This is a genomic window from Propioniciclava sinopodophylli (genome assembly GCF_004324755.1).
GTDB classification, from domain to species: domain Bacteria; phylum Actinomycetota; class Actinomycetes; order Propionibacteriales; family Propionibacteriaceae; genus Propioniciclava; species Propioniciclava sinopodophylli.
Window position 1 is genome coordinate 20,650 of sequence record NZ_SDMQ01000001.1, and the last position, 21,384, is coordinate 42,033.

A 21,384-nucleotide genomic window follows, 5' to 3' on the forward strand; every position below is an offset into this window, starting at 1 on the left:
GCCACCGGTGCGGCCCGAAGCGGCTCACTGGGCGGATGCCGCCGTGTGGGCGTCGTCCAGGACGATGCACTGGACCGCGCTGCCGGCCGCCGCGCCGTCCCAGTCCTCCGGGATGACGGCGAGCACGTTGGCGCGGGCCAGGTCCCAGGCCAGCTCGGAGTCGGCGCCGCCGACGGGGCGGACCGTGCCACCCTCGTCGCGGATGGCGGGCACGAACTGGGTGAGCCCGGCCGGGGCGTCCAGCCGCTCGGCGAGGCGGCCCTCGAGGCGCTGGGCGCTGAGCGGGTCCACGTCGTTGAGCTTGTTGATCACCGGGCGTACCAGCGCGTGGTAGGCCACGTACGAGCTCACGACGCCGGCGGGCAGGATGATCAACGGCGTCCTCGTGTCGCCGAGGCCGGCGTAGGCGACGCGGGACTCGCGATTGATCGCGACGACGGCCTCGTCGAGCTCACCCAGGTCGTCGACCACGTCACGGATCAGCTCGCCGCCGCCAACCACGACGAGGAGGTCGGCGCGGATCTGCTGGTCGGAGATGGCCTGCTTCACCTTGGCCGCGTCCGAGGGGACGATGCCCAGCGGGTAAACCGTGGCGCCGTCGGCGCGGGCCGCGGCGGTGATCAGAGCGGTCGCGGAGTCGTAGCGCTGCTGCGGCTTGGTGAGGGCCTGGCCGGGCGCGACGAGCGACTCGCCGACGGTGAGGACGACCACGCGCGGACGCGGGCGCACGAGCACCTTGTCGAGGCCCACCTCGGCGAGCACGGCGACCGAGCGGGGGGTCAGCACCTCGCCGGCGCGGAGCAGGGGCGTGCCGTCCGCCAACTCGGAGCCGGCGCGGCGGAGGTTCTGGTAGAGGCGCACCTCGGAGCCGATCTCGACGTAGCCGTCCTCGGCGAGGCGGCCCGCCGCGGCCGGGACGACGGCGTCCACACCCTCGGGGATGATCGCGCCCTCCTCGATCTCCACGGCGGCACCGGAGACCAACGGGCGGCCCGGCCCGTCGGAGACGCTGATGGTGTCGACCACGAACAGGCGCTTGGGGGCCTGCTCGGTGGCGCCGACCAGGTCGGAGCCCCGGACGCCCCAGCCGCCCACGCGGGCGGTGGTCACCAGCGGAAGGTCGAGGTCGGACTCGATGTCCTCACACAGGACCAGCCCCGGGACGTCCCAGATCTGCATACCGAACGGGCGCATGGCCCCCACCTTGTCGAGCAGGAACGAACGCTGCTCCTCGAGCGTGCGGCGGGTGGGCGTCGCGGCTGCCTCCTCGTCGCGCCACAGCGACGCGGTGGTCGCGTCGGTGGTCGCATCGGTGGTCGGGCCGGCATCGGCGGCGGAGTCGCCGTCAGTCGTCTTGCGTCCAAACAGGGCCATGAAACTACAGTAGGCGAATGTCCTCAGCGTCGCCGGAAGGGGCCCCGCGAGCCTCCCAAAGTGGCGCGCCGACGTCCCCGCACCCCGCCAAGGACGCGCTGCGGGCGGCGGTCCGCGCGGCCCGCGCCGCCGACCCCGGCCGTGAGGCTGCCGACGCGGCCCGCCTGCCCCGCCTTCTCGAGGTCAGCCGCGGTCACGCCACGGTCGCCTGCTACTTCTCCGTTCCACCCGAGCCCGACACCACTGCGCTGGTCGAGGCGTTGGCGGACGCCGGCGTCCGGGTGCTGCTGCCGGTGCTGAAGGGCCACCGGACGCCCGCGTGGGGCTGGTACGACGGGCCGGGTTCGCTCGTGCCCGGCTGGCGCGGCATCCCGGAACCGGGGGGCGAGGCGCTGGGACCGGACGCCCTGGCAGCCTGCTCGCTCGTCTGGGTCTCGGCGCTGCGGGCCACGCCCGCCGGCTACCGGCTGGGCACCGGCGGCGGCTGGTACGACCGCGCGCTGCTGCGCGCACGGCCGGACGCGGTACGAGCCACCCTGGTCGGCGAAGGCGAGCTCGTGGACGCCCTGCCCCGCGACCCCTGGGACCTCCCGGTGGACCTCGTGGTCACCCCCACGGACACGATCGCGACCGGCGCCCGCGGCGTCCCGTGGCCGCCGGAGGCGGAACAACCCCGCCCGCCCGCGCGTTAGGATGCGTAGCCGCTGAGACGTCGCGAGGAGAACCGATGCCCACCTACCAGTACCGTTGTGCCGATTGCGGGCGCGAGCTCGAGGTCGTGCAAAAGTTCACCGACGCCTCCCTGACCGAGTGCCCCAGCTGCACCGGCGACCTGCGCAAGGTGTTCAACGCCGTCGGCGTGGTCTTCAAGGGTTCTGGCTTCTACGCCACCGACAACCGCACCAAGGGCAAGACGGACGCCACCAAGCCGGCCACCTCCGCCCCGGCCGCCGAATCGTCGTCCCCCCCGGCGTCCGCCCCGGCCGCCTCCGCAACCCCCGCGAAGGGCTCCGCCGCCTGAGTGACAGGCGCCGCCTAGTGTCCCGGGCGTGAGTGCCCATCCGTCCCGAGCGGCCCTGCGCCGCACCCTGTACCTGCGCCGACGACCGCTGGCCGCGCTGTGCGCCTTCGCCGCGGTGCTCGCGGCATTGCTCGCCCTCGCTCCCGCGCGCGAGCCGACCGTGACCGCGGTGGCCGCGCGCACCGCCCTGCCCGCCGGGACGGTGCTCGAAGCAGGCCACCTGACCGCGGTTCAGGTCCCAGCGCCCCTCGTGCCCGCCGGCGCCGCCTCCGCCGAGGCGGACGTGGCCGGTCGTGCCCTGGCGGGCCCCGTGACGGCGGGCAGCATCCTCACGACGGCCTCGGTCTCGTCCGGCGGGCGGGTGGCGCGCCCCGGGCACGTGGTCACGTCCCTGCCGCTGCCCGACGAGAGCATCGCGGCGCTCGTCCGCCCGGGCGTCCGGGTGGACGTGCTGGACGCGACGGGGGTGGTCCTGGCGGCCGACGTTGCCGTCGTGGCCCCTCCCGACACGCCCGGTGGCAACAGCCTCACCACCAGCCCCACGGGGCGAACGGCGCTGGTCGAGGTGCCGGTGGAGGTGGCAGGAAAGCTGGTCTCACAAGGGGCGATGTCGCTGACTGTCGTGGTGCGCTGACGGTGCGCAAGCACCGTTCTTCATTGCCCCCAAATCCCCACACTACCGCGCGGTTTTCTTTGAGGTAGCGGTTTCGTTAGAATCTTCGGGGCCGGATAGCCCCACGCCCCCCAACGGGGCACTATCCGTCCCACTGAGAGGGAAGATTCTCAATGAAGGGTTTCAAGGACTTCTTGATGCAGGGCAACCTGATCGAGCTGGCGACCGCCGTCATCATCGCTGGTGCCTTCGGTAAGGTCGTCGAGGCCTTCACCAAGCTCATCATGGACTTCATCGGCCTGGCCGGTGGCACCCCCGACTTCAGCACCGTGACCATCCCCGGCCTCGGCATCAACATCGGCGTGTTCATCACCGCCCTGATTTCGTTCATCATGATCGCGGCGATCGTCTACTTCTTCGTCATCAAGCCGTACCAGCACGTCAAGGAGCTGGCCGACGCCCGCCTGAAGGCCGACAAGGACGCGGAGGCCCCGGCCCCCACGACCGACGAGCTGCTCGCCGAGATCCGCGACCTGCTCAAGACCCGCGCCTGAGCCTCACGCTCACCCGGTGTTGAACGGGGCCCGTCCACACGGACGGGCCCCGTTTCGCATGCGGGCCGCCCGAGCGGTCGGAGGGTCAGCGGCCGAAGTGCGGCGGAACCTCGGCCAGCAGTCGCCGCTCGTCAGCGTCCAGCCGGGTGCGGCGCGAGGGCGGTAGCACGGTGAGCACGGTGAGCCCGAGCCGGTCGCGCGCGCGGGCTACCGCCGCGTGCAGCTGGGCTGCGCCGAGACCGGCGCGCAGGTTGTCCGGCACGGGGTGGGGCCACGGCTGGACGCCCGCGGCGTGCTGGGCGTGGGCGATGACCCGCTCGGCGGGCCAGCCGGCCTCCTCGAGTTCCCGGGCCAAGGCGTCCGGGTCGGGCACGGCCTGCGCCCCGAGGTCCAGCCGCTCCCCCGTCAGGGCGAAGGCGATCGCCGCGTGCCAGGCGCTCACGGCTTGCCGATGACCTCGTCCTCGACGGTGCGGGGCTGGCCCTCGTCCGGCAGGAACGCGTCGCCGAGCACCGTGACCGGCTCGGCGAAGGTCCAGTCACCCTCAACGGTGAGCGAGCGCGCTTCGCGCAGGGAGGGGACGTACTCCACGCGCGCATCGAAATCGGGAAGCAGGCCGTAGAAGCGCTTGTCCAAGGAGATGCCGGGCAGCCGCTCGGTCGTGGCGACCAGGCGGGCGTCGCCGTCGAGCGCGAAGGCGTCCGAGCGGACGAGCATGAGCTCGTTGGTCGTCTTCACCGGCAGGAAGCGGTCGCGCTCCACCGCGATCGCCTGCGCGCCCGGGAAGACCTCGATGGCCGCACCCATGGCCGTCTCCATCTGCACCACCGGGGTGGAGCTCGGGTCGGACGGGTCGACCGTCTTGATGTTGCGGATCAGCGGAAGGCCGAGGACGTTGTGGCGCTCCGACATGAGGCGGCGCAGCGCCCCGAGGTCGATCCACAGGTTGTTGGCGTGGAAGTAGGGGTGCCGGTCCTCGTCGGTGAAGAAGTGCATCTCCTCGGGGGCGCACTGGGCGGTGTCGCGCAGGATGAGCTGCCCGTCCGACTTCCGCACCGCGAGGTGGCCGCCCTTGCGGTCGTTCGGCGTCCGGGGGCAGACCTCGGCGGCGTAGGGGGCACCCGACTGCGCGAACCAGCCGGCAAGCTCGGCGTTGGGGCCTGCCCCGAGGTTGTCGCCGTTGGCGATGCTGACGTACTGGAACCCCTCGTGCAGCAGCTGGTCGAGGATGCCGGTACCCACGAGCGCGGTGTAGATGTCGCCGTGACCGGGCGGGCACCACTCCAGCGTCGGGTCGGCTGGCCACTCGACGGGCTCGTACCCGTCGAGGGTGAGCTTGGGCTCGAAGCCCTGCAGGAAGTCGATGGGCAGGTCGCCGACGGCGAGCTCGTCGTAGACGTCGAGGTGGTCGAGCGTGGCCTCGCGCGTGCGGAAGCTGTTCATGAACAGCAGCGGCAGGCGGGCGTCGTAGCGCTCGCGGGCGTGCAGCACCTGGGAGACGAGGATGTCGAGGAACGTCTTGCGGCCGCGGACGGGCAGGAGCGTCTTGGGGCCTTCCAGCCCCATGGAGGTGCCGAGGCCGCCGTTCAACTTGATGAGCGCCGTGCGCGCGAGGGCGTCCCGAGCGCGATCGGGGTCGATGTCCACCGCGGCGAGGCGGGGCGGGTCCGTGAGGGGTTCGATGTCGTCCTCGCGGATGAATCCCCCACCGCCGGCGTCCAGCTGCCCGAGGTAGTGGGTGAAGACGTCGATCGCCGCATCGGTGGCGCCCGCGTCCGCCATCTTCTGGCGGGCGCGTTCCAAGCCTGAGGTCATGGCCTCGACTCTAGCCGGGGTGCGAGGAGGCTGGAAAAAGTAAAGGAGAGCGACGCCGGTCGAAGGGCTAGAAGCCGTCTACCCACCCCCAGGAGACATCAACTACCTGGCGTCGCTCTCGCGTCTCCACTATAGACCAATCCGGCGGTTTCACCAGCCCCAACTACCCCCGATTGGGCCCAACCTCGTGTTGACCGGTAGATAACTCTTCAACTTTCGCACCGATCAGCATCACCCCACCCCACACGGAGTAGGGCATGTGGCGCCCGGAGGCCGAGAGCCTCCGCGACCCCCTAGGATGGCGGGGCTGGCCCCGTAGCTCAGGGGATAGAGCAGTGGTTTCCTAAACCATGTGTCGGAGGTTCGAATCCTCCCGGGGCCGCCACCTGAACTCCGCTCTGGCTACAGGGTTCACCCGGATTCGGCCAGCACCGACCGGGCCAAAACGCGGGGGTCACGTCGACGAGGGCGGCTTTCGACGGAGATGCTCGATCTCGCGGCGTAGTTCGAGGTTCTCGGCACGCAGCAACAGCACTTGCGCGACTCCTGCGAGGTTGAGCCCAGCAGCGAGCAGGCTCGCGATTTCGCCAATCCGCTCCAGTTCCCGAGTGCTGTAACGACGAGTTCCACCCTCGGTGCGGTGGGGCTCGAGCAAGCCCTTCTGCTCGTAGATGCGAAGCATTTGAGGGTTCACCCCGGTCACTTCCGCGGCGACGGAGATCGAGTACAGGGCCCGGTCGGTGTTCAGATCCACCATGGCGCACCTCCGAGTCCGTGACGCCTGTCTCCTGCTACGTGCGCGATCTGGTAGGCGGCAGAAATGGCGGCGAACCGCTCGGCCGCGTCGGAGCGCTTCGACACACCCAGCAACCGCAGCGCCTCCGCTCGCTTCCCCTCCATGACTCCCCGATCCGACCTGCCCCGACTTCTCCGACGTGATGCTTGACATCTTTGCACAGGCCAACCAAAATCTGAAGTATCCAGTTTAGATAATCTGAAGAGTACCGGCGCAGTGCTCTTCAGAGCACACGGTTAGGAGGAAGAACCCATGTTGATGCGCACCGATCCGTTCCGGGACTTCGACCGTCTGGCCGAGGCCATGTTGGGCACGCGCGCCCGCCCGGCCGCCATGCCCATGACGGCCTACCGGGACGATGGCTCGTTCGTGGTCGAACTCGACCTGCCAGGGGTCTCGGCCGACTCGATCGACCTGATGGTGGAGCAGAACGTGCTCACCGTTCACGCGGAGCGCAGGCCCCCCGCCGATGACACCGAGCGCATCGTGGACGAGCGCAGCTACGGGGTGTTCAGCCGTCAGCTCTTCCTGGGCGAGACGCTGGACGCCGAACGGCTCTCCGCCAACTACGACGCAGGCGTGCTCACGATCCGGATTCCCATCGCCGAGAAGGCCAAGCCACGCAAGGTCGAGATCACGTCCGGCGATACCGCCAAGGAGATCAGCGCCTGAACGGACGCCGCAATTCTGGAGTCCTCAGGGGGTCGGGATGCGTCCCGACCCCCTGAAGTCCGACCAACGCCCCACAGGAAGGAGAGAAATGTACCCGTCCAAGGAAGCTCGTGAACTTGCGATCCTCCTCCGCATCAGCCGCGAGCTCGACATCGTCGGAGACGTCACAGCCACCGTCGAGTCGCCCTCAGAGCTCCTCGCTTGGACGCTCATCCTCCACAAACCCCAGGTTCTGGCCTGGCGCGCCACCCACTCGGGCCACCGCTACATCCAAGTGACGGCGCACCGCTCCAAGGCGCCCATCCGCGGCCACATCACCGCCATCCTCCACTGCGAACGTCACCCGGAGTTCTGGGAGGCGCTCTCCTTGGCCAGTCTCAACCCGGGGGACCGCCGTGAGCTCGCCCCCGGGACGCTCTCTGAGGGATGGGCCATCATGCCACTCACCCCGGAAGCCTCCGGACAAGAGGCGCCACCCCAACCCCCTCAGCCCTGAACTCGGCTGGCGGCCAGCCGGCCCAACGCCTCGGCGCGCTCGACACGCAGGTCGACCAGCGGGTCGGGGTAGTCGCCGCGCGCCTGGGCGGGGAGCTTCCACGGCTGGTGGACGGCCGACCCCGGGATGCCGCGCAGTTCGGGGACCCAGCGGCGCACGTAGTCACCCTCGGGGTCGAAGCGCTCGCCCTGCAGCGTGGGGTTGAACACCCGGAAGTAGGGGGCCGCGTCGGTGCCGGTGCCGGCGACCCATTGCCAGCCGTGCTGGTTGGAGGCCAGGTCGGCGTCCGCGAGGTGCTTCAGGAAGTGCTCGGCCCCCACCTGCCAGCGTGTGTGCAGGTGTTTGACCAGGAAGCTGGCCGTCACCATCCGCACGCGGTTGTGCACCCACCCCTCGCCCAACAGTTGGCGCATGCCCGCGTCCACGATGGGGTACCCGGTGCGTCCCTGTTTCCAGGCCGCGACGCGGTCGGGAACTTCGTCGTAGGCAAGGTCGGCGAGGGAGTGGTTGAGGTCGTCCGTCGCCGAAGCCGGGTGGTGGTGCAGCACGTCGGCATAGAACTCGCGCCACGCCAGCTCGGTCCGGAAACGATCCGCCCCCCGGCCGCCGTGCGCCTGGAGGTCGGCGAGCAACGTGCGGGGGTGGATCGCCCCGACCGACAGGTGGGGCGACAGGCGGGAGGTGCCGTCGAGGTCGGGTCGGTTGCGGTCGGCGTCGTAGGTGCCCAGCGGTCCAGCGAGGAACCGGTGCCACGCGTCGAGGGCAACCTCCTCCCCGGCGTCGGGGAGCGCCACGTCCCGTACCGCCGCGGCACGTTCGACCTCGGCCCAGGCGTCCGGGTCGCTGCGGTCGGCAGCCAGCCGCAGTCCGGCCGGCTCCTCGGCCGGTGGCCTCCAGCCGTGCTCGAACCACGCCGCGCTGAACGGGGTGAAGACCCGGTAGGGCGAGCCATCCTTGCGGCGCACCCTTCCGGGGGTGACTGCATACGGGCTGCCGGTGCGGACCAGCGACACCCCCGACGCCGCGAGGGCGGCCTCCACCCTCGCGTCGCGGGCCGCTCCGTCCGGCTCGGTCTCCGCCGACACATGGACACTGGGGGCGGCGAACTCGCGGGACAGGGCGGGTATCACCTTCACGGGATCACCCCGCCTCAGGGTGAGCCGGCCCTCATAGGCCGCTCGGGTCGCCAGCAGGGTGCGCGCCGTGAACGTGCGCTTGGGTGCCCCGAGGGCAGCCCAACCATCCGGGTCCAGGACGAACACGATGGCCACCTCACCACCCAGGGCGGTCGCGGCCCCCAGCGTGGGCAGGTCACTGCGCCGCAGGTCGCGGCGGAGCCAGACGATCTCAGCCATCGGTCACCGGTTCAGGCGGGCTAGTTCAGCCGACAGCGCCGTCGCGAACCCGCACCAGGCGGCGTAGAGCCCCAGCCCGACCGCCTTGCCGGACCCAGTCGCGGCGGCTCGGCGGGCAAGATCGGCGGACGAGGCGGCCAGCGCCGCGGCGCCCAGGGTCGCAGCGGGCAGGTTGCGCGATCGGAAGAAGACCCCGCTCCAGGCAGCATTGAGCGGAAGGTTCACCGCCAACGACCGGCGGAGGTCCGCGGCCTTTTCGAGGTCGCCGGCCTCCTCGGCTTCGGTGATCGCGGCGGTGGTCGCCACCGCGATGATCGCGTAGAGACCGGTCCACACGATCGGGAACGCGCTGGCCGGGGGCTGCCACGTTGGCTTGCGCAGCGACCGGTACCAGGCGCTGTCCGGGTCGGTGAGCAGGGAACCGGCCACAGCGGTCGCCGCGACCGCTGCTGACACGGTTGCCAGCGTCCTGCCCCAGCGGTGGGGGTCGATGTCCCGGGTTGCCAGGGCGATGGCGTCCTCGAAGCCCTTCAGGCCCCCTTCGGGGTCCCCGAGGAGGGTCGCGGCGTCATCCTCTGACTTGACCGCATCGTGGATGAGACTGCCCACCAACGGCCGGGCGATACCGGCCGGGACGGGGGTGACGAGTCCGACCCACAGCGACGCCAGGCGGGGCGTCAACACCGGCACCGTCCCCACCAGGCGGGGTCCCAGGCCCGTGGCAGCGGCGTAGCGGCGCATCATCTCGAGGTAGGTCAACTGCTCGGGCATGCCGACGTCGATCGTCCGGTTCACGCCCGGATCCAGGTCGGCCGCGCGCACGAGGTAGTGGACGACGTCGCTCACCGCGATGGGCTGGATGCGGTTGCGCAGCCACTTGGGTCCGAACGAGACGGGAAGACGCTCGGTGAGGTGGCGCAGCATGTCGAAGGACGCCGACCCCTCACCGAGGACCACCCCCGCCTGCAGAACAGCCGTCGGGACACCGGACTCCAAAAGGATCTCCCCCACCTCGACGCGGGAGGCGAGGTGGTCGGACAGCCTGCCCTGGGGGTGTAATCCCGACAGATAGACGATGCGGCCCACCTCGGCGGCGCGGGCGCTGTCGGCGAACCGGCGGGCCAGCCGGCGGTCCCGGTCACGATAGTCACCCTTGCCGTCCATCGAGTGCAGCAGGTAGTACGCCACCCGGCAGCCCGCCAGTGCCTCAGCCAGCGCGTCCGGATCGGTCGCGTCGCCCTGCACGACGTCCACCCGGTCGCGCCACGCCTGCTCGAGTCCTCCGGGGTTGCGCGCCAGGACCCGGACGGTCCATCCCTGTTCCAGGAGGGCGGGCACGAGTTGGGATCCGACGTAGCCGGATGCCCCCGTGACGAGGGCGGTGCGATCAGGCATATCAGCCTCCCAGGGCGAAGACGGGTGGTAGTAGGAAGAGCATCCCCATCGACCAGGTCAGGTGCGAGGCGATGGGGCCCAGCACGCCACCGGTCACGCGCCGCTGGGCTGCGGTCAGCAACCCGAGGCAGATGGCGGCGAAGGTGAGCAGCAGCACCCCCGAGAACAAGGTGGACGCCGCGTAGAGGGCGGTGCTGCCCAAGGCGTTGATGCGCGGGGGCAGAGCGGCGTAGAGGGCACCGCGGAAGAACAGTTCCTCGGCGATCCCGTTGACCGCCGTGACCAGGGCCACGACCCACAGGGCGCCGTAGCGGGCGTGGTCCAGCAACCCCTCGACGGGTCCCCGCAGGATCGGCACCTGCGCGACGACCAGAGCCCCGACCAGGAAGACGGCCAGCAGCAGGATCCCCAGCAGGAACCCTTGCAGCAGACCGAGGCTGGTGTCCCCGCTGCGGGTCCGCGCCGCGCCGAGATGGAGGGGGCCGGACACGATCGCACCGGCGATCCACAACAGGGCGACGCCGAGCGATGCCAGGTAGAACAGCGGGTCGCCGGGCCGGACGGCCAGGGCCAGCCCGAGGCCGACCGCGCCCAGGACGACGGTGACGCCCACCACGACCCGACGGCGGCGCCGAGCTGACACGCTCTCGGTGCGGGTGCGCTCGACCGGGGTGACCAACGACGCCGCCAGGAAGGCGCGGAACTCCTCGATCGCCGCCATCTCAGCAGCCCTGCCGGGGCGTCTGGGTGCGGGGGGCCGTGGTCATGTCCCCACACTAGGCGTGATCGGCATCGCGACCCAACCACCTTGGACATGACGCGGGGTTAGGGTGGCCGGGTGTTCGATGTCGCGATCGTGGGCCTGGGCCCGGCCGGCAGGGCCCTCGCGTCGGCCTGCGCCAGCGCGGGCCTGCAGGTGCTCGCGGTGGATCCCCACCCCGATGCCGTGTGGGCTCCCACGTTCGGAATGTGGGCGGACGAGTTGGGCGACCTCCCCACGACCGTGGTGAGGGCGCGCGTGGATCACCCCGAGATCCGGGGGCGAGCGGCACACGACCTGACGCGCACGTACGTGATCCTGGACAACCCAGCCCTCCAGGCGGCCCTCCCCCTCACCGGCGTCGAGATCGAGCGATCGAGGCTGGACGACGACGACGTGTTGGCCCTGTCGGGGCGCGCACGCGTCGTCGTTGACGCGCGGGGTGCCCGGCCGGACGGCAGGGTCCTGGACGACCCCACCCCCCATCAGACGGCGTACGGCATCGTCCTCCCGAGCGCTCTGGCCGCGCCCGCCCTGGGCCACGCCGAGGGGTTCCTGATGGACTTCACCCCGGACTGGGCGGCCGACCCCGACCGCCCCGAGGATCCTGCGTCGTTCCTGTACGCGCTGCCGTTGGGCGACGGTCAGGTGCTGCTGGAGGAGACCTGTCTCGCCGCTGCCCCGGGCGTCCCGATCGACACGCTGAAGGTGCGGCTGGGGCGACGGCTCGAGCGTCGCGGCGTCGACCCCGCAGCGATCGCCACCCCGTCGGGCCGCGAGGTCGTGCGCATCCCCATGCTCGGCCGCGGCGCCCCTCCCCCGCCGGGGGTGGTCGCGATCGGCACGGCGGGGCGCGGAGGCCATCCGGTCAGCGGGTACTCGGTCGCGCACGCGCTGGCCAGCGCCCCACGCCTGGCCTCCGCCATCGCTGCCGGGCGCACTCCTGTTCCGGATCCCACGCGCGCCGGCGACCACGTGCGGTCCCTCGCGTTGCGGGCGCTGCTCCGTCTGGATTCCGACACCACCATCGAGCTCTTCGACGCTTTCGGACGGCTACGTCCCGGCCAGCAACGTGCGTTCCTGTCCCGCCAGAGCAGCGCACTCAGCGTCCTGGGTGCCATGTGGGGCATCTTCCGGCGCATGCCCGGGAAGGCCCAACGTCGTTTGGTGGCAGCGACGTTCGGGCGCTGATTCGCGGCGCTCCACCCGCTCGCACCCGTGCTGGGCTTCACCGCACCTGGAGTTCGAAGTCGCGCAGTGTGTACCCCTCGATCAGGTCATCCCAATCGATCGAAGGTTCTCGCACGATCCGGACCTCGCGCGCCAAGAGGCGCACGAGCAGGGCATCGGCCTCCAGCAACGCGAGCGGTTGGCCAGGACACTTGTGGGCCCCGTCACCGAACGTCATCCCGGCCGGGTCGACGCCGCGGGCCCTCTGCCGATCCGGACACACGTTCAACGGCTGGTCGCCGACCGCGTCGAGGTCGATGTTGGTGCTGCGGACGTGCACGTCGACGAGGTCCCCGGGCTCCAGCGCCACCTGGGTGTCCCGGTCGCGGATGGTGAAGCCCTCGTGAACACGGCGGTACAGGTGGCCGACGACGGGCTCCAGCCGGATGACCTCGTTCAGGATCGCAAGCCTTTCCTCCTGCTCGCCCTCGAGGAACCGGCCCCGAAGGGAGTCATCGGTCAGGAGGTGCCAAGCAGCCATGCAGATGAACTCGCGCGTGGTGACCATGCCTGCGGTCCCGTAGGTCACGGACTCGACGAGGATGTCGGTGTCGGTGTATCCCTCCGCGATGAGGTGGCTGATCACGTCGTTGGCGGGCTCCCGGCGGCGAGCCCGGACGGCGGGCCGGACGTCGGCGACGTAGAAGCGGACCAGCGGCACGAGACCGTTGACCGCCGCCTGCATCCACTGGCGGCGCGTGCGCCCCAGGCCCGGTTGGTCGAGATCGAAGGGTGGCTGGTTGAAGAACGTCACGAGGCGACGCGCCATCGAGCGAACGTCGGAGCCGGTCAGCCCGACGACCTGGGCGGTGACCTCCACGGAGTAGAACAGGGCGAGGTCGTCGAGTCGGCACCGAGGTGAGGACACGGCCTCTGCGACGATCCGCTCGGCGCACGACTCCATCAGGTCGGTGTACCGCTCGCGCACCACGGAGGGGGCGAAGAAGCGGGCCACCTTCGTGCGCTGCTGGTCGTGGAGCGGACCGTCCGACATCAGGATGGGATGGTGCTTCAGGACGCCCTGCGGGATGGACTCGGCGGTGAACCCAGCTTGGGTCGTGCGCTGACGCGCCCGCAGCACCTGTCTGGCGGCCTCGAGCGATCGGACGCGAACAGTACGGCCCCGGCGCTCGATACGCGGCCCGGCGCCCTCTCCGGGGCGGTGCGCCTTGCGGTGGCCAGGGTCCGGCTCCATCACACTCCTCCGTGGGTGTCCCCGCCACTCTAGGTGATCTGACCCCAGACCCAGCCGCCTCCGAGCAGCGTCGGGCGATCCTTCTTTGGCGGGGTTATTTCCTTCATTGTCTGAACTAGAGTGGCGACGAGGGGGCAGTAGACAGGTTGCTTTCTGCAACGATTTGGTGTTCCCCCGGACAGCGACCGCGCACGATTGGACGAACCTTGGAACTTCAGATGCCCGTCCGGCAAGACTCTGCGCCGCGCGAACCCGACGTCGCCGTCGCCGACGAAGTCGTGCTTCTCGACGAGCAGGGCCAGCCCGTCGGCGCCGCCGACCGGCGTAGTGTCCACACTCGCCAGACCCCGCTCCACCTCGCCTTCTCCACCTACCTGTTCGATCCCGAGGGCCGGGTGCTGATCACGCGGCGTGCCCTCCACAAGGCCACCTGGCCGGGCGTGTGGACCAACAGCTGCTGCGGGCACCCGCTTCCGGGCGAGGACATCGAGACGGCGGCCCGGCGGCGCGTGAGCGAGGAACTGGGCCTGGAGGTCACCGAGCTGCTCCCGGCGGTGCCCGACTTCCGTGATCGGGCAGTGGACGCCAGCGGAATCGTGGAGAACGAGTTCTGCCCCGTCTTCATCGGCCACGTCTCCTCCTCCCGCGTCACCCCCGACCCGGACGAGGTCGCTGAGCACGCTTGGGTGAGGTGGGAGGACCTGGTGGCCGCGATCACCGCCACCCCCGCTGTGTACAGCCCGTGGAGCGTCCTCCAGGTGCCCCGTGTCGCGCTCGCGCTCGAGGGCGCCTCGTGCGCCCCGGCCCCCTCGGCCACGGATTTCATCGACCGCGTGGACGGGCTGCTGACCACCACCTTGCGCGACCTGGCCGGCACCTGGGAGCGGACCAACCGTGCCGAGGGCGTCGAGGTGCTCCCTGACGACCTGCCGGCCTGGCTCGAACGCCTGCTCGTGGGGCGCGGCAAGCGCCTGCGCGCCACCATGCTCCACTGGGCCTTCGTGGCGGCCGGCGGTGACATCGCCGGCCCCGATTATCCGGGGCTGATCCGGATCGCCGCGGCCCTGGAGACCCTGCACCTGTTCGCCATGGTGCACGACGACATCATGGATGAGTCGGGGTCACGTCGCGGGATGCCGGCGGCACACGTCGAGGCCGCCGAATGGCACCGGCAGGCGGGCGCCGCCGGTGAGCCCAACGCCTTCGGGGTCAACCTCGCCATGCTCCTGGGTGACTTGGCGCACACGCTGGCCGACAGCCTCGTCCAGCCGCTCCCCCTCCGCCTGCGCCGCCTGTGGTTCGAGCTCTGCGTCGAGCTGATGGTCGGGCAACGCGCCGATCTCACCGGCGCCGCGGCAGGTCGACGTGACCTTGCCCACGCCGAGCACATCGCCCGGCTCAAGTCGGGCATGTACACCATCGAGCGCCCCCTGCAGTTGGGCGCGCTCGCTGCGGACGCCGAGGAGGGCACGTGCGCCGCACTGCAGCAATGGGGGGAGCACATCGGCCGCGCCTTCGCCCTGCGTGACGATCAGCTGGGGATTTGGGGCGACCCGGCGCTCACCGGGAAGCCGGCTGGCGACGATCTGGCCGAGGGCAAGGCAACGGTGATCCTCGCACTGGCCTTCGAGCGCCTGGAAGGTCCCGCCCGCGAGGCACTCACCCGCCTCGGGACCGTGGATCTTCGCCCGGGCGACGTCACCGTGGTGAGTGATGCCCTGGTATCCACCGGCGTCCGCGACGACATCGAAACCATGATTGAGGACGCCGTGGCCCGCGCCGACGCCTGCCTCGCCCACGGCCAGCTCACCGAAGCCGGCATCGAGGGGCTGCGATCCGCGGCCCGCGCCATCGCCTGGAGGGACGCATGAACGTACTCGTCATCGGAGCCGGCCTGTCCGGCCTGTCCGCTGCGCTGCACCTGCGGGGGCAGGGTCACCAGGTCACGGTGCTCGAGCGTGCTGCCGTGCCCGGCGGGCGGAGCGGCCGCATCGAGCGCGACGGGTTCACCTTCGACTCCGGCCCGACCGTGTTCACCATGGTGGACCTGCTCGACCAGGCCTTCCGGGCGGTGGGTCGCCGCGCGGACGACTACCTGACGATGCAGCTGCTCGACCCGGCCTACCGTGCGTGCTTCGACGACGGCTCCACCCTCCACGTGCGCCACGGAGTGGAGGCGATGCGCGCCGAGATCGCCCGCGAGTGCGGGTCGGTCGACGCCGCCGCCTACGAGGAGTTCGTCGTCTGGCTGCGCAAGCTGTACCTGGCGGAACTGCCCCACTTCATCGACGTGAACTTCGACCGCCCGACCGACCTGCTGCGCAACCCGGTCGCGGCCGCCCGTCTGGTGGCGCTGGGCGGCTTCGAACGCCTCGGTCCCGCCATCGAGCGCCGTTTCTCCGACCCGCGCCTCCACCGCATCTTCAGCTTCCAGGCGATGTACGCCGGCCTCGCGCCCGCCCAGGCGCTGGCGCTGTACGCCGTCATCACCTACATGGACTCGGTCGAGGGCGTCTGGTTCCCCGAAGGAGGCATGCGCGCGGTCCCCGATGCGATGGCGCAGGCCGCCATGGACGCCGGGGTCGCGTTCCACTACGGGGCCACCGTGGACCGCATCACCTGCGCGCAGGGGCGAGCCACCGGCGTGCTGCTGACCGGTGGAGAACGCCTGAACGCGGATGCCGTGGTCTGCACGCTGGACCTCCCGGTCGCCTACGAAGAGCTCCTCCCCGAGGTCCCCACACCCCGCGTCGCCGCGCGGGGGCGCTACTCCCCCTCGTGCGTGGTGTGGCACCTGGGCGTCAAGGGCGCCCCACCGCCGGAGGCCGCCCACCACAACATCCACTTCGGGCAGCAGTGGCACGACGCCTTCGACGACCTGCTCCGGCGCGGGCGTCCCATGGCCGACCCCTCCCGCTTCGTGGCCGTCCCGTCCCTGCACGACCGCGACGCGGCACCCGAGGGCTGCACCAGCCTCTACGTCCTGGAACCCACCCCCAACCTGGAGGTGGGCCGGCTCGACTGGCCCAGCGAAGGCCCCCGCCTGCGCGAACGCATGCTCACCGACCTGCAGCGCTGGGGCTACCCCACCGACATCGTGACCGAGGAGTTGGTCACCCCCCAGGACTGGCTGGCCCAGGGCATGGCAGCAGGAACCCCGTTCGCGCTCGCCCACACGTTCCGCCAGACCGGCCCCTTCCGGGCCAAGAACGTCGACAAGCGCGTGAAGGGCCTGGTCTTCGCCGGGTCGAGCACCACCCCCGGTGTGGGTATCCCCATGGTGCTCATCTCCGGGAAGCTCGCCGCCCGACGCGTTGCGGAGATGACCAGGTGAGCACCCTGCTGGAGGAGGGGTACCGCACCGCCGCACGCCTCACCCGCGAGCACGGCACCACGTACTACTGGGGCGCCCTGCTCCTGCCCCCACCCCAGCGCCGGGACGTGCACGCGGTCTACGCGCTGTGCCGACTGGCCGACGACATCGTCGACGAGCCGGACAAGACCCCCCACCCATCGGTGCCGGCCCACGGCACCCCGACGGAGCGTCTCGACGCGTTCCGCGCCTGGTTCTTCGCGGCATTGGCCCGCGGCACCTCAGACGAACCGGTGATGGCCTCGGTGATCGACAGCGTGCGGCGACGCGGCACCGACCCCGAGTGCTTCGAGCGGTTCTTCGACGCCATGGCGCTCGACCTGACCCACTCCACCTGGCCCACGTGGCCCGCGCTCCGCGACGGCTACATGGAGGGCTCGGCGGCCGTCATCGGAGAGATGATGCTGCCCGTCCTGGAACCCACCAGCGACGCTGCCCGCGACCACGCACGCTCTCTGGGATTGGCCTTTCAACTCACCAATTTCCTGCGTGACGTCGACGAGGATCTCAGCCGTGGCCGCGTCTACCTGCCCCAGGACGAGCTCGCCAGGCACGGCGCCGCCCCCCACCTGCGCCAGGTGACGCCGCAGTGGCGCACGTTCATGGCCGAGCAGGTGACCCGCAACCGCACGCTGTACGCCCACGCAGCCGATGGCCTGCCCTATCTGCCCGAAGCCTCGCGCCGCTGCGTTGGCACCGCCCTGACCCTGTACCAACGGATCCTCGACCGGATCGAAGCAGCCGACTACGACGTCTTCAACGGACGCATCCGGGTACCCGCCCACGAGAAGCTGGCCCTGTTCGGTCGCCAAGCCGCAGTCGGCGCGCTACGCCCCTCGCGTTGGACCGGCGTGCGAGGCCGCGTGGACCGCCACCAGCAACGATGAGCACCCGAGCAGCGTTCGACCGCGGGGCGCGGCACTACGACCTCATGGTGGCCCTCAACCCCGGCTACCACGCCCATCTGCGCAGGGCAGCCGCATCACTGGTGGACGCGCTGCGCGGCCAGCCCGGACCATGGCGCCTCCTCGACCTCGCCTGCGGTTCGGGAGCATCGACCCGAGCACTGGTGGACGCAACCCCACCCGACACCCACATCCAAGGGTTGGACGCCTCCCCCGGCATGCTCAGCCGCGCCCGCGCCAAACACTGGCCTGCGTCGGTCACCTTCGCCGAGGCCACCGCCGGCTCGCTGGACACCCAAGCGTGGCAGCCCGGAACCCACCACGGCATCCTGTCGGCCTATCTCTTCCGCAACCTCACGCCCGTTCAACGCCGAGACGCACTGGCGGAGATCCAGGCGCTGCTCACACCCGGCGGCACCCTGACCGTCGTCGAGTACTCCGTGCGCGAGCGATTCCGCGCGCAACTGGTGTGGAGCATCGTGAGCTGGCTGGTCATCATCCCGCTCGGAGCCCTGCTCGACCGCAACCCCTCGCTGTACACCTACCTCTGGCGCAGCGTGATGGAGTTCGACACACCGACGGACTTCATGGAGCAGCTCCACACCGCCGGCTTCGTGGACATCGCCACCCGGAGTGTGCCCGGCTGGCAACACGGCATCCTCCACCTCTACATGGCCCGCAAGCCCCAGGAGACCGCATGAAGCGACCCGCCCGCCCCGGCCGCGATCGGCGCGCCGTCCACCACCCCGGTCCCTCCGGTGCCGAGCGCTTGACGGGCGAAGCGAAGGTCGTCGTCGTCGGAGGCGGCATCGCCGGCCTGTCGGCCGCCACGATCCTGGCCGAACGTGGAGTCCGAGTGACGCTGGTGGAGGCATCACCCCGACTCGGCGGACGCGTCGCCGCGTGGCCGCTCGAGGACGGACGCACCATGAGTCGCGGCTTCCACGCCTTCTTCCGCCAGTACTACAACCTACGGGCGGTGCTGGGCCGACCCGACCCCGACCTGGCACGGCTGATCCCGATACGCGACTACCCACTGCAGCGTCCCGACGGAATGCGGGACTCCTTCAACAACATCCCCAGGACGCCACCGTTCAGCGTCATGGGGTTTGTCGCCCGGAGCCCCTCATTCACACTCGCGTCCCTGGCGAAGGTCGACGTACCCGCCGCCCTGGAGCTGTTGCGCGTCCGCTTCCCCGACACCTACAGCCATTACGACGGCGAATCGGCCGCCGCGTTCCTGGACCGACTGCGCTTCCCCGCCGACGCACGCGACCTCGCCCTCGAGGTGTTCGCACGCTCCTTCTTCGCCGATCCGAACGACTTCGCCGCCGGCGAACTGGTCGCCATGTTCCACACCTACTTCATGGGCTCGGCCGAAGGACTCCTGTTCGACGTCCCCGACGACGACTACGACACCGCCCTGTGGCAACCCCTCGGCCACTACCTGGCCCGGCTCGGCGTGGAGGTACGCACCGGCGTCCGCGTGAGCACCATCGGCCCGGCCGGAGCCCGGACCGACCACGGCGAGCTCATCGAGGCGGACGCCGTCGTCCTGGCCACCGACCCCCGCGCTGCCCGCTCCCTGGTGGCCGGCATCGGCGACCCCTCTGGGCCGATGGACGCGTTCACGCGTCGGGTCGCCGAGACGGTCAACGCACCCCCGTTCGCCGTGGTGCGGCTGTGGCTCGATGCGCTGGTCGCCCCACAGCGCCCCGCCTTCCTGGGCACCAGCGGCTACGGCGCGCTCGACAACGTTTCGGTGCTGGAACGTTTCGAGGCAGGAGCCGCCGCCTGGAGCCGGACACACGGAGGATCCGTCGTGGAACTGCACGCCTACGCGTGCGACCCGGACGTTCTCGGGAACGAGGGCTCGACCGACCGCCTCGTCCAGCACCTGACCAGCGAGCTGCACCGGGTCTTCCCTGAGACGGCGCACATGGGGACGCTGCACAGCGAGGTGCTGGTTCAGGACGACTGCACCCTCATCACCCCATCCCCGTGGAACGACCGTCCGGGGGTGGAGACACCTGCCTCCTGGCTCGTCCTGGCCGGCGACTGGGTACGCAGCGATTATCCCGTGGCGCTGATGGAGCGCGCCGCAACGACCGGGATCCTGGCAGCGAACGCATTGCTCCAGCGATGGGGAGTCCAGGGCGAGGGCCTGTGGACCGTCCCGACCCGCGGACTCCTGGCCCGCTGAGGTCCCGACCCCCGGATGGTTCCGTTGCCACCGTGCACGGTGGGCTCGTCGCCGAGCGTCAGGCCAGCATCTCCCGCACCAGCGGGACGACGCGCGTGGCGTACAGCTCGATGGACTTCATCAGCTGGCTGTGCGGCATGGGCCCGTTGGCGTACTTCAGGTCGAACTGGTCGACCTTGAGTTCGCGCACGGTCGCGGCGATCTTGGCCGCCACCGTCTCCGGCGACCCGACGTACAGCGCGCCGTGCTCGATCTCGTTGGTGAACTCGTCGGACCCCATGGCCCCCCAGCCCCGCTCCCGGCCGATGCGGTCACGCTGGGCCTTGAAGTGCGGGAACAACTGCTCGGCCGCCAGCTCGTCCGTCTCGGCGACGTGGCCGGGGCTGTGCACGGCGACGGGCATCTCGGTCGTCACGCCGAACTCGTCCACCGCACGGCGGTACAGGTCGGCGAAAGGCTTGAAGCGCTGGGCGGGGCCGCCGATGATCGCGAGCTGCAGCCCGAACCCGCGGTGGGCGGCGCGGACGACCGACTGCGGCGATCCGCCGACCGCGACCCAGGAGCGCATGCGTCCGCCCTCGGTCTTGGGGAACACATCGACGTCGGCAAGGGGCGTCCGGTAGGTGCCCGACCAGGTGACCGGGCCCTCCTCGCGCAGCAGCGAGAAGACCTCGAGCTTCTCCTCGAAGAGCTTCTCGTAGTCGGCCAGGTCGAAGCCGTACAACCCGAAGGACTCGATGAAGGACCCGCGGCCCAGCACGGGCTCGGCGCGTCCGCCGCTGAGCGCGTCGATGGTGGCGAAGCGCTCGTACACGCGGATCGGGTCGTCCGACGACAGCACCACGACAGCCGACCCGAGGCGGATCCTCCCGGTCGCGGTGGCGAGGCCAGCCAGCACCGTGTCGGGCGCGCTGACGGCGAAGTCGGGGCGGTGGTGCTCCCCGATGGCGAAGTAGTCGACGCCGAGGGAGTCGGCGAGGACGCCCTGGGCCACGACGTCGCGGATCACCTGGGCCTGCGTGACCGGCTTGCCCGCGCCGTCGACGGTGACGTCACCGAAGGTGTCGAGCCCGAACTGGAGATCCATGACGCGCCTCTCGAAGCAGTTGATTCTTCAACTCACCGGTGTCTCAGTGCTGATGGTCGGCGTGGTCGTGGTCGGCGTGGTCGTGGTCGGCGTGGTCGTGGTCGGCGTGGCCGCCGGCCTCGTGGGCGGCCTGCGCGGCAGCGGCCTGCTGGCGGACCTCCTCGACGTCGAGGGCCTTGACGGCCTCGACGAGCTGGTCGAAGCCCGCGGCGTTCATGGCGCCGGCCTCGCGGTAGACGAGGACGCCGCCGCGGAAGGCCATGAGGGTCGGGATCGACTGGATCTCGAGCGCGGCCGCGATCTCCTGCTGCGCCTCGGTGTCGAGCTTGGCGAAGGTTGCGTCGGTGTGCTTCTCCGCGGCGCCCTCGAAGACGGGGGCGAACATGCGGCACGGGCCACACCAAGCGGCCCAGAAGTCGATGAACAGGGTGTCGGAGTTCTCGATCGTGCTGGCGAAGTTCTCGGCAGTCAGCTCGACGGTGGCCATGGGATGGATCCTCTCGTAGATACCCTCCCTCAACACCGCGGGCGGGCGAGGCA

At 70.7% G+C, this 21,384-nt stretch carries 20 protein-coding genes, 1 tRNA gene and 3 pseudogenes; 14 read left to right on the forward strand and 10 right to left on the reverse strand.

Annotation, left to right across the window (positions count from 1 at the left end; translation table 11 throughout):
* Positions 1–24 precede the first annotated feature (24 nt).
* Positions 25–1,374: a molybdopterin molybdotransferase MoeA gene (locus tag ET989_RS00095; RefSeq protein WP_131166534.1), complete on the reverse strand. Its 1,350-nt coding sequence runs from the start codon at positions 1,372–1,374 to the stop codon at positions 25–27.
* A gap of 17 nt (positions 1,375–1,391) precedes the next feature.
* Between ET989_RS00095 and ET989_RS00100 the strand changes: the two genes are divergently transcribed.
* From ET989_RS00100 to mscL, 4 genes are all read left to right on the forward strand, one after another.
* A complete protein-coding gene (locus tag ET989_RS00100; RefSeq protein WP_131166535.1) occupies positions 1,392–2,066 on the forward strand; it encodes a 5-formyltetrahydrofolate cyclo-ligase in 675 nt (224 codons plus the stop codon).
* A 35-nt stretch (positions 2,067–2,101) separates the two neighbouring features.
* Positions 2,102–2,395, forward strand: coding sequence for an FmdB family zinc ribbon protein (locus ET989_RS00105; RefSeq protein WP_131166536.1), 294 nt, complete (start codon positions 2,102–2,104; stop codon positions 2,393–2,395).
* Positions 2,396–2,423: 28 nt separating this feature from the next.
* Entirely contained in the window at positions 2,424–3,029 is a 606-nt protein-coding gene (locus tag ET989_RS00110) for an SAF domain-containing protein (RefSeq protein WP_131166537.1), read from the forward strand.
* Positions 3,030–3,181: 152 nt separating this feature from the next.
* A complete protein-coding gene (gene mscL, locus ET989_RS00115; RefSeq protein ID WP_131166538.1) occupies positions 3,182–3,562 on the forward strand; it encodes a large conductance mechanosensitive channel protein MscL in 381 nt (126 codons plus the stop codon).
* Positions 3,563–3,647: 85 nt separating this feature from the next.
* Here the strand turns inward: mscL and ET989_RS00120 are convergent, their stop codons facing one another.
* The gene (locus ET989_RS00120; protein ID WP_131166539.1) at positions 3,648–4,004 is read right to left on the reverse strand and encodes a hypothetical protein; all 357 of its coding nucleotides are present in this window, start codon (positions 4,002–4,004) and stop codon (positions 3,648–3,650) included.
* A complete protein-coding gene (locus ET989_RS00125) occupies positions 4,001–5,377 on the reverse strand; it encodes a UTP--glucose-1-phosphate uridylyltransferase (RefSeq protein WP_131166540.1) in 1,377 nt (458 codons plus the stop codon). The genes ET989_RS00120 and ET989_RS00125 overlap by 4 nt, the downstream gene beginning before the upstream one ends.
* A gap of 309 nt (positions 5,378–5,686) precedes the next feature.
* Here ET989_RS00125 and ET989_RS00130 point away from each other — a divergent pair.
* A tRNA-Arg gene (locus ET989_RS00130) sits at positions 5,687–5,762 on the forward strand.
* A 69-nt stretch (positions 5,763–5,831) separates the two neighbouring features.
* Here the strand turns inward: ET989_RS00130 and ET989_RS00135 are convergent.
* A complete protein-coding gene (locus tag ET989_RS00135) occupies positions 5,832–6,134 on the reverse strand; it encodes a MerR family transcriptional regulator (RefSeq protein WP_165489954.1) in 303 nt (100 codons plus the stop codon).
* Between the two features lie 291 nt (positions 6,135–6,425).
* Here ET989_RS00135 and ET989_RS00140 point away from each other — a divergent pair, with 291 nt between their 5' ends.
* Positions 6,426–6,845 carry an Hsp20/alpha crystallin family protein gene (locus tag ET989_RS00140; RefSeq protein ID WP_131166541.1) on the forward strand — a complete coding sequence of 140 codons (420 nt, stop codon included), beginning with the start codon at positions 6,426–6,428 and terminating at the stop codon, positions 6,843–6,845.
* 88 nt (positions 6,846–6,933) lie between these two features.
* Positions 6,934–7,341 carry a hypothetical protein gene (locus tag ET989_RS00145; RefSeq protein ID WP_131166542.1) on the forward strand — a complete coding sequence of 136 codons (408 nt, stop codon included), beginning with the start codon at positions 6,934–6,936 and terminating at the stop codon, positions 7,339–7,341.
* Here the strand turns inward: ET989_RS00145 and ET989_RS00150 are convergent.
* The 3 genes from ET989_RS00150 to ET989_RS00160 are packed head-to-tail and all read right to left on the reverse strand — an operon-like array spanning position 7,332 to position 10,812.
* Positions 7,332–8,696 carry a cryptochrome/photolyase family protein gene (locus tag ET989_RS00150; RefSeq protein ID WP_131166543.1) on the reverse strand — a complete coding sequence of 455 codons (1,365 nt, stop codon included), beginning with the start codon at positions 8,694–8,696 and terminating at the stop codon, positions 7,332–7,334. The genes ET989_RS00145 and ET989_RS00150 overlap by 10 nt on opposite strands.
* A 3-nt stretch (positions 8,697–8,699) precedes the next feature.
* Entirely contained in the window at positions 8,700–10,091 is a 1,392-nt protein-coding gene (locus tag ET989_RS00155) for a tryptophan-rich sensory protein (RefSeq protein ID WP_131166544.1), read from the reverse strand.
* 1 nt (position 10,092) lies between these two features.
* Positions 10,093–10,812, reverse strand: a complete 720-nt coding sequence (locus ET989_RS00160) for a CPBP family intramembrane glutamic endopeptidase (RefSeq protein ID WP_131166545.1) — start codon at positions 10,810–10,812, stop codon at positions 10,093–10,095.
* 117 nt (positions 10,813–10,929) lie between these two features.
* On the opposite strand from ET989_RS00160, the gene ET989_RS00165 reads away from it, so the two are divergent.
* Positions 10,930–12,042 (forward strand): lycopene cyclase family protein, encoded by a 1,113-nt coding sequence (locus tag ET989_RS00165; protein WP_131166546.1) that lies wholly within the window; start codon positions 10,930–10,932, stop codon positions 12,040–12,042.
* A gap of 37 nt (positions 12,043–12,079) precedes the next feature.
* Here ET989_RS00165 and ET989_RS00170 read toward each other — a convergent pair whose 3' ends face one another.
* Positions 12,080–13,276, reverse strand: coding sequence for a cytochrome P450 (locus tag ET989_RS00170; RefSeq protein WP_131166547.1), 1,197 nt, complete (start codon positions 13,274–13,276; stop codon positions 12,080–12,082).
* Positions 13,277–13,494: 218 nt separating this feature from the next.
* Between ET989_RS00170 and idi the strand changes: the two are divergent.
* The 6 genes and pseudogenes from idi to ET989_RS00195 all read left to right on the forward strand — a co-directional run.
* Positions 13,495–14,037, forward strand: a pseudogene (idi, locus tag ET989_RS15870) (isopentenyl-diphosphate Delta-isomerase); the annotation flags it as partial.
* A gap of 189 nt (positions 14,038–14,226) precedes the next feature.
* Positions 14,227–15,147: pseudogene (locus ET989_RS15875) on the forward strand (polyprenyl synthetase family protein); the annotation flags it as partial.
* On the forward strand, positions 15,144–16,610 hold the full coding sequence (gene crtI, locus ET989_RS00180; protein ID WP_131166549.1) for a phytoene desaturase family protein: 1,467 nt from the start codon (positions 15,144–15,146) through the stop codon (positions 16,608–16,610). The pseudogene ET989_RS15875 and the gene crtI, both read left to right, overlap by 4 nt.
* Positions 16,607–17,536: a phytoene/squalene synthase family protein gene (locus tag ET989_RS00185; RefSeq protein ID WP_131166550.1), complete on the forward strand. Its 930-nt coding sequence runs from the start codon at positions 16,607–16,609 to the stop codon at positions 17,534–17,536. Before crtI ends, ET989_RS00185 begins: the two co-directional genes overlap by 4 nt.
* The gene (locus tag ET989_RS00190; protein ID WP_131166551.1) at positions 17,533–18,255 is read left to right on the forward strand and encodes a class I SAM-dependent methyltransferase; all 723 of its coding nucleotides are present in this window, start codon (positions 17,533–17,535) and stop codon (positions 18,253–18,255) included. The genes ET989_RS00185 and ET989_RS00190 overlap by 4 nt, the downstream gene beginning before the upstream one ends.
* Positions 18,252–19,757, forward strand: a complete 1,506-nt coding sequence (locus tag ET989_RS00195) for an FAD-dependent oxidoreductase (protein WP_131166552.1) — start codon at positions 18,252–18,254, stop codon at positions 19,755–19,757. The genes ET989_RS00190 and ET989_RS00195 overlap by 4 nt, the downstream gene beginning before the upstream one ends.
* A gap of 58 nt (positions 19,758–19,815) precedes the next feature.
* Here ET989_RS00195 and ET989_RS00200 read toward each other — a convergent pair whose 3' ends face one another.
* Together ET989_RS00200 and trxA are read right to left on the reverse strand one after the other, a co-directional pair.
* Positions 19,816–20,844: an LLM class flavin-dependent oxidoreductase gene (locus ET989_RS00200; protein WP_131166553.1), complete on the reverse strand. Its 1,029-nt coding sequence runs from the start codon at positions 20,842–20,844 to the stop codon at positions 19,816–19,818.
* A gap of 136 nt (positions 20,845–20,980) precedes the next feature.
* Positions 20,981–21,331, reverse strand: a pseudogene (gene trxA / locus ET989_RS00205) (thioredoxin); the annotation flags it as partial.
* Positions 21,332–21,384 lie beyond the last annotated feature (53 nt).

Excerpts from the sequence above, each read along its gene's own strand:
- ET989_RS00145 (WP_131166542.1), top strand. The coding sequence starts at position 6,934 with ATGTACCCGTCCAAGGAAGCTCGTGAACTTGCGATCCTCCTCCGCATC.
- ET989_RS00155 (WP_131166544.1), bottom strand. The coding sequence starts at position 10,091 with ATGCCTGATCGCACCGCCCTCGTCACGGGGGCATCCGGCTACGTCGGA.
- ET989_RS00170 (WP_131166547.1), bottom strand. The coding sequence starts at position 13,276 with ATGGAGCCGGACCCTGGCCACCGCAAGGCGCACCGCCCCGGAGAGGGC.
- ET989_RS00105 (WP_131166536.1), top strand. The coding sequence starts at position 2,102 with ATGCCCACCTACCAGTACCGTTGTGCCGATTGCGGGCGCGAGCTCGAG.
- ET989_RS00160 (WP_131166545.1), bottom strand. The coding sequence starts at position 10,812 with ATGGCGGCGATCGAGGAGTTCCGCGCCTTCCTGGCGGCGTCGTTGGTC.
- ET989_RS00190 (WP_131166551.1), top strand. The coding sequence starts at position 17,533 with ATGAGCACCCGAGCAGCGTTCGACCGCGGGGCGCGGCACTACGACCTC.
- ET989_RS00100 (WP_131166535.1), top strand. The coding sequence starts at position 1,392 with ATGTCCTCAGCGTCGCCGGAAGGGGCCCCGCGAGCCTCCCAAAGTGGC.
- ET989_RS00125 (WP_131166540.1), bottom strand. The coding sequence starts at position 5,377 with ATGACCTCAGGCTTGGAACGCGCCCGCCAGAAGATGGCGGACGCGGGC.
- ET989_RS00140 (WP_131166541.1), top strand. The coding sequence starts at position 6,426 with ATGTTGATGCGCACCGATCCGTTCCGGGACTTCGACCGTCTGGCCGAG.
- crtI (WP_131166549.1), top strand. The coding sequence starts at position 15,144 with ATGAACGTACTCGTCATCGGAGCCGGCCTGTCCGGCCTGTCCGCTGCG.
- ET989_RS00135 (WP_165489954.1), bottom strand. The coding sequence starts at position 6,134 with ATGGTGGATCTGAACACCGACCGGGCCCTGTACTCGATCTCCGTCGCC.
- ET989_RS00095 (WP_131166534.1), bottom strand. The coding sequence starts at position 1,374 with ATGGCCCTGTTTGGACGCAAGACGACTGACGGCGACTCCGCCGCCGAT.
- ET989_RS00195 (WP_131166552.1), top strand. The coding sequence starts at position 18,252 with ATGAAGCGACCCGCCCGCCCCGGCCGCGATCGGCGCGCCGTCCACCAC.
- ET989_RS00150 (WP_131166543.1), bottom strand. The coding sequence starts at position 8,696 with ATGGCTGAGATCGTCTGGCTCCGCCGCGACCTGCGGCGCAGTGACCTG.
- ET989_RS00200 (WP_131166553.1), bottom strand. The coding sequence starts at position 20,844 with ATGGATCTCCAGTTCGGGCTCGACACCTTCGGTGACGTCACCGTCGAC.
- mscL (WP_131166538.1), top strand. The coding sequence starts at position 3,182 with ATGAAGGGTTTCAAGGACTTCTTGATGCAGGGCAACCTGATCGAGCTG.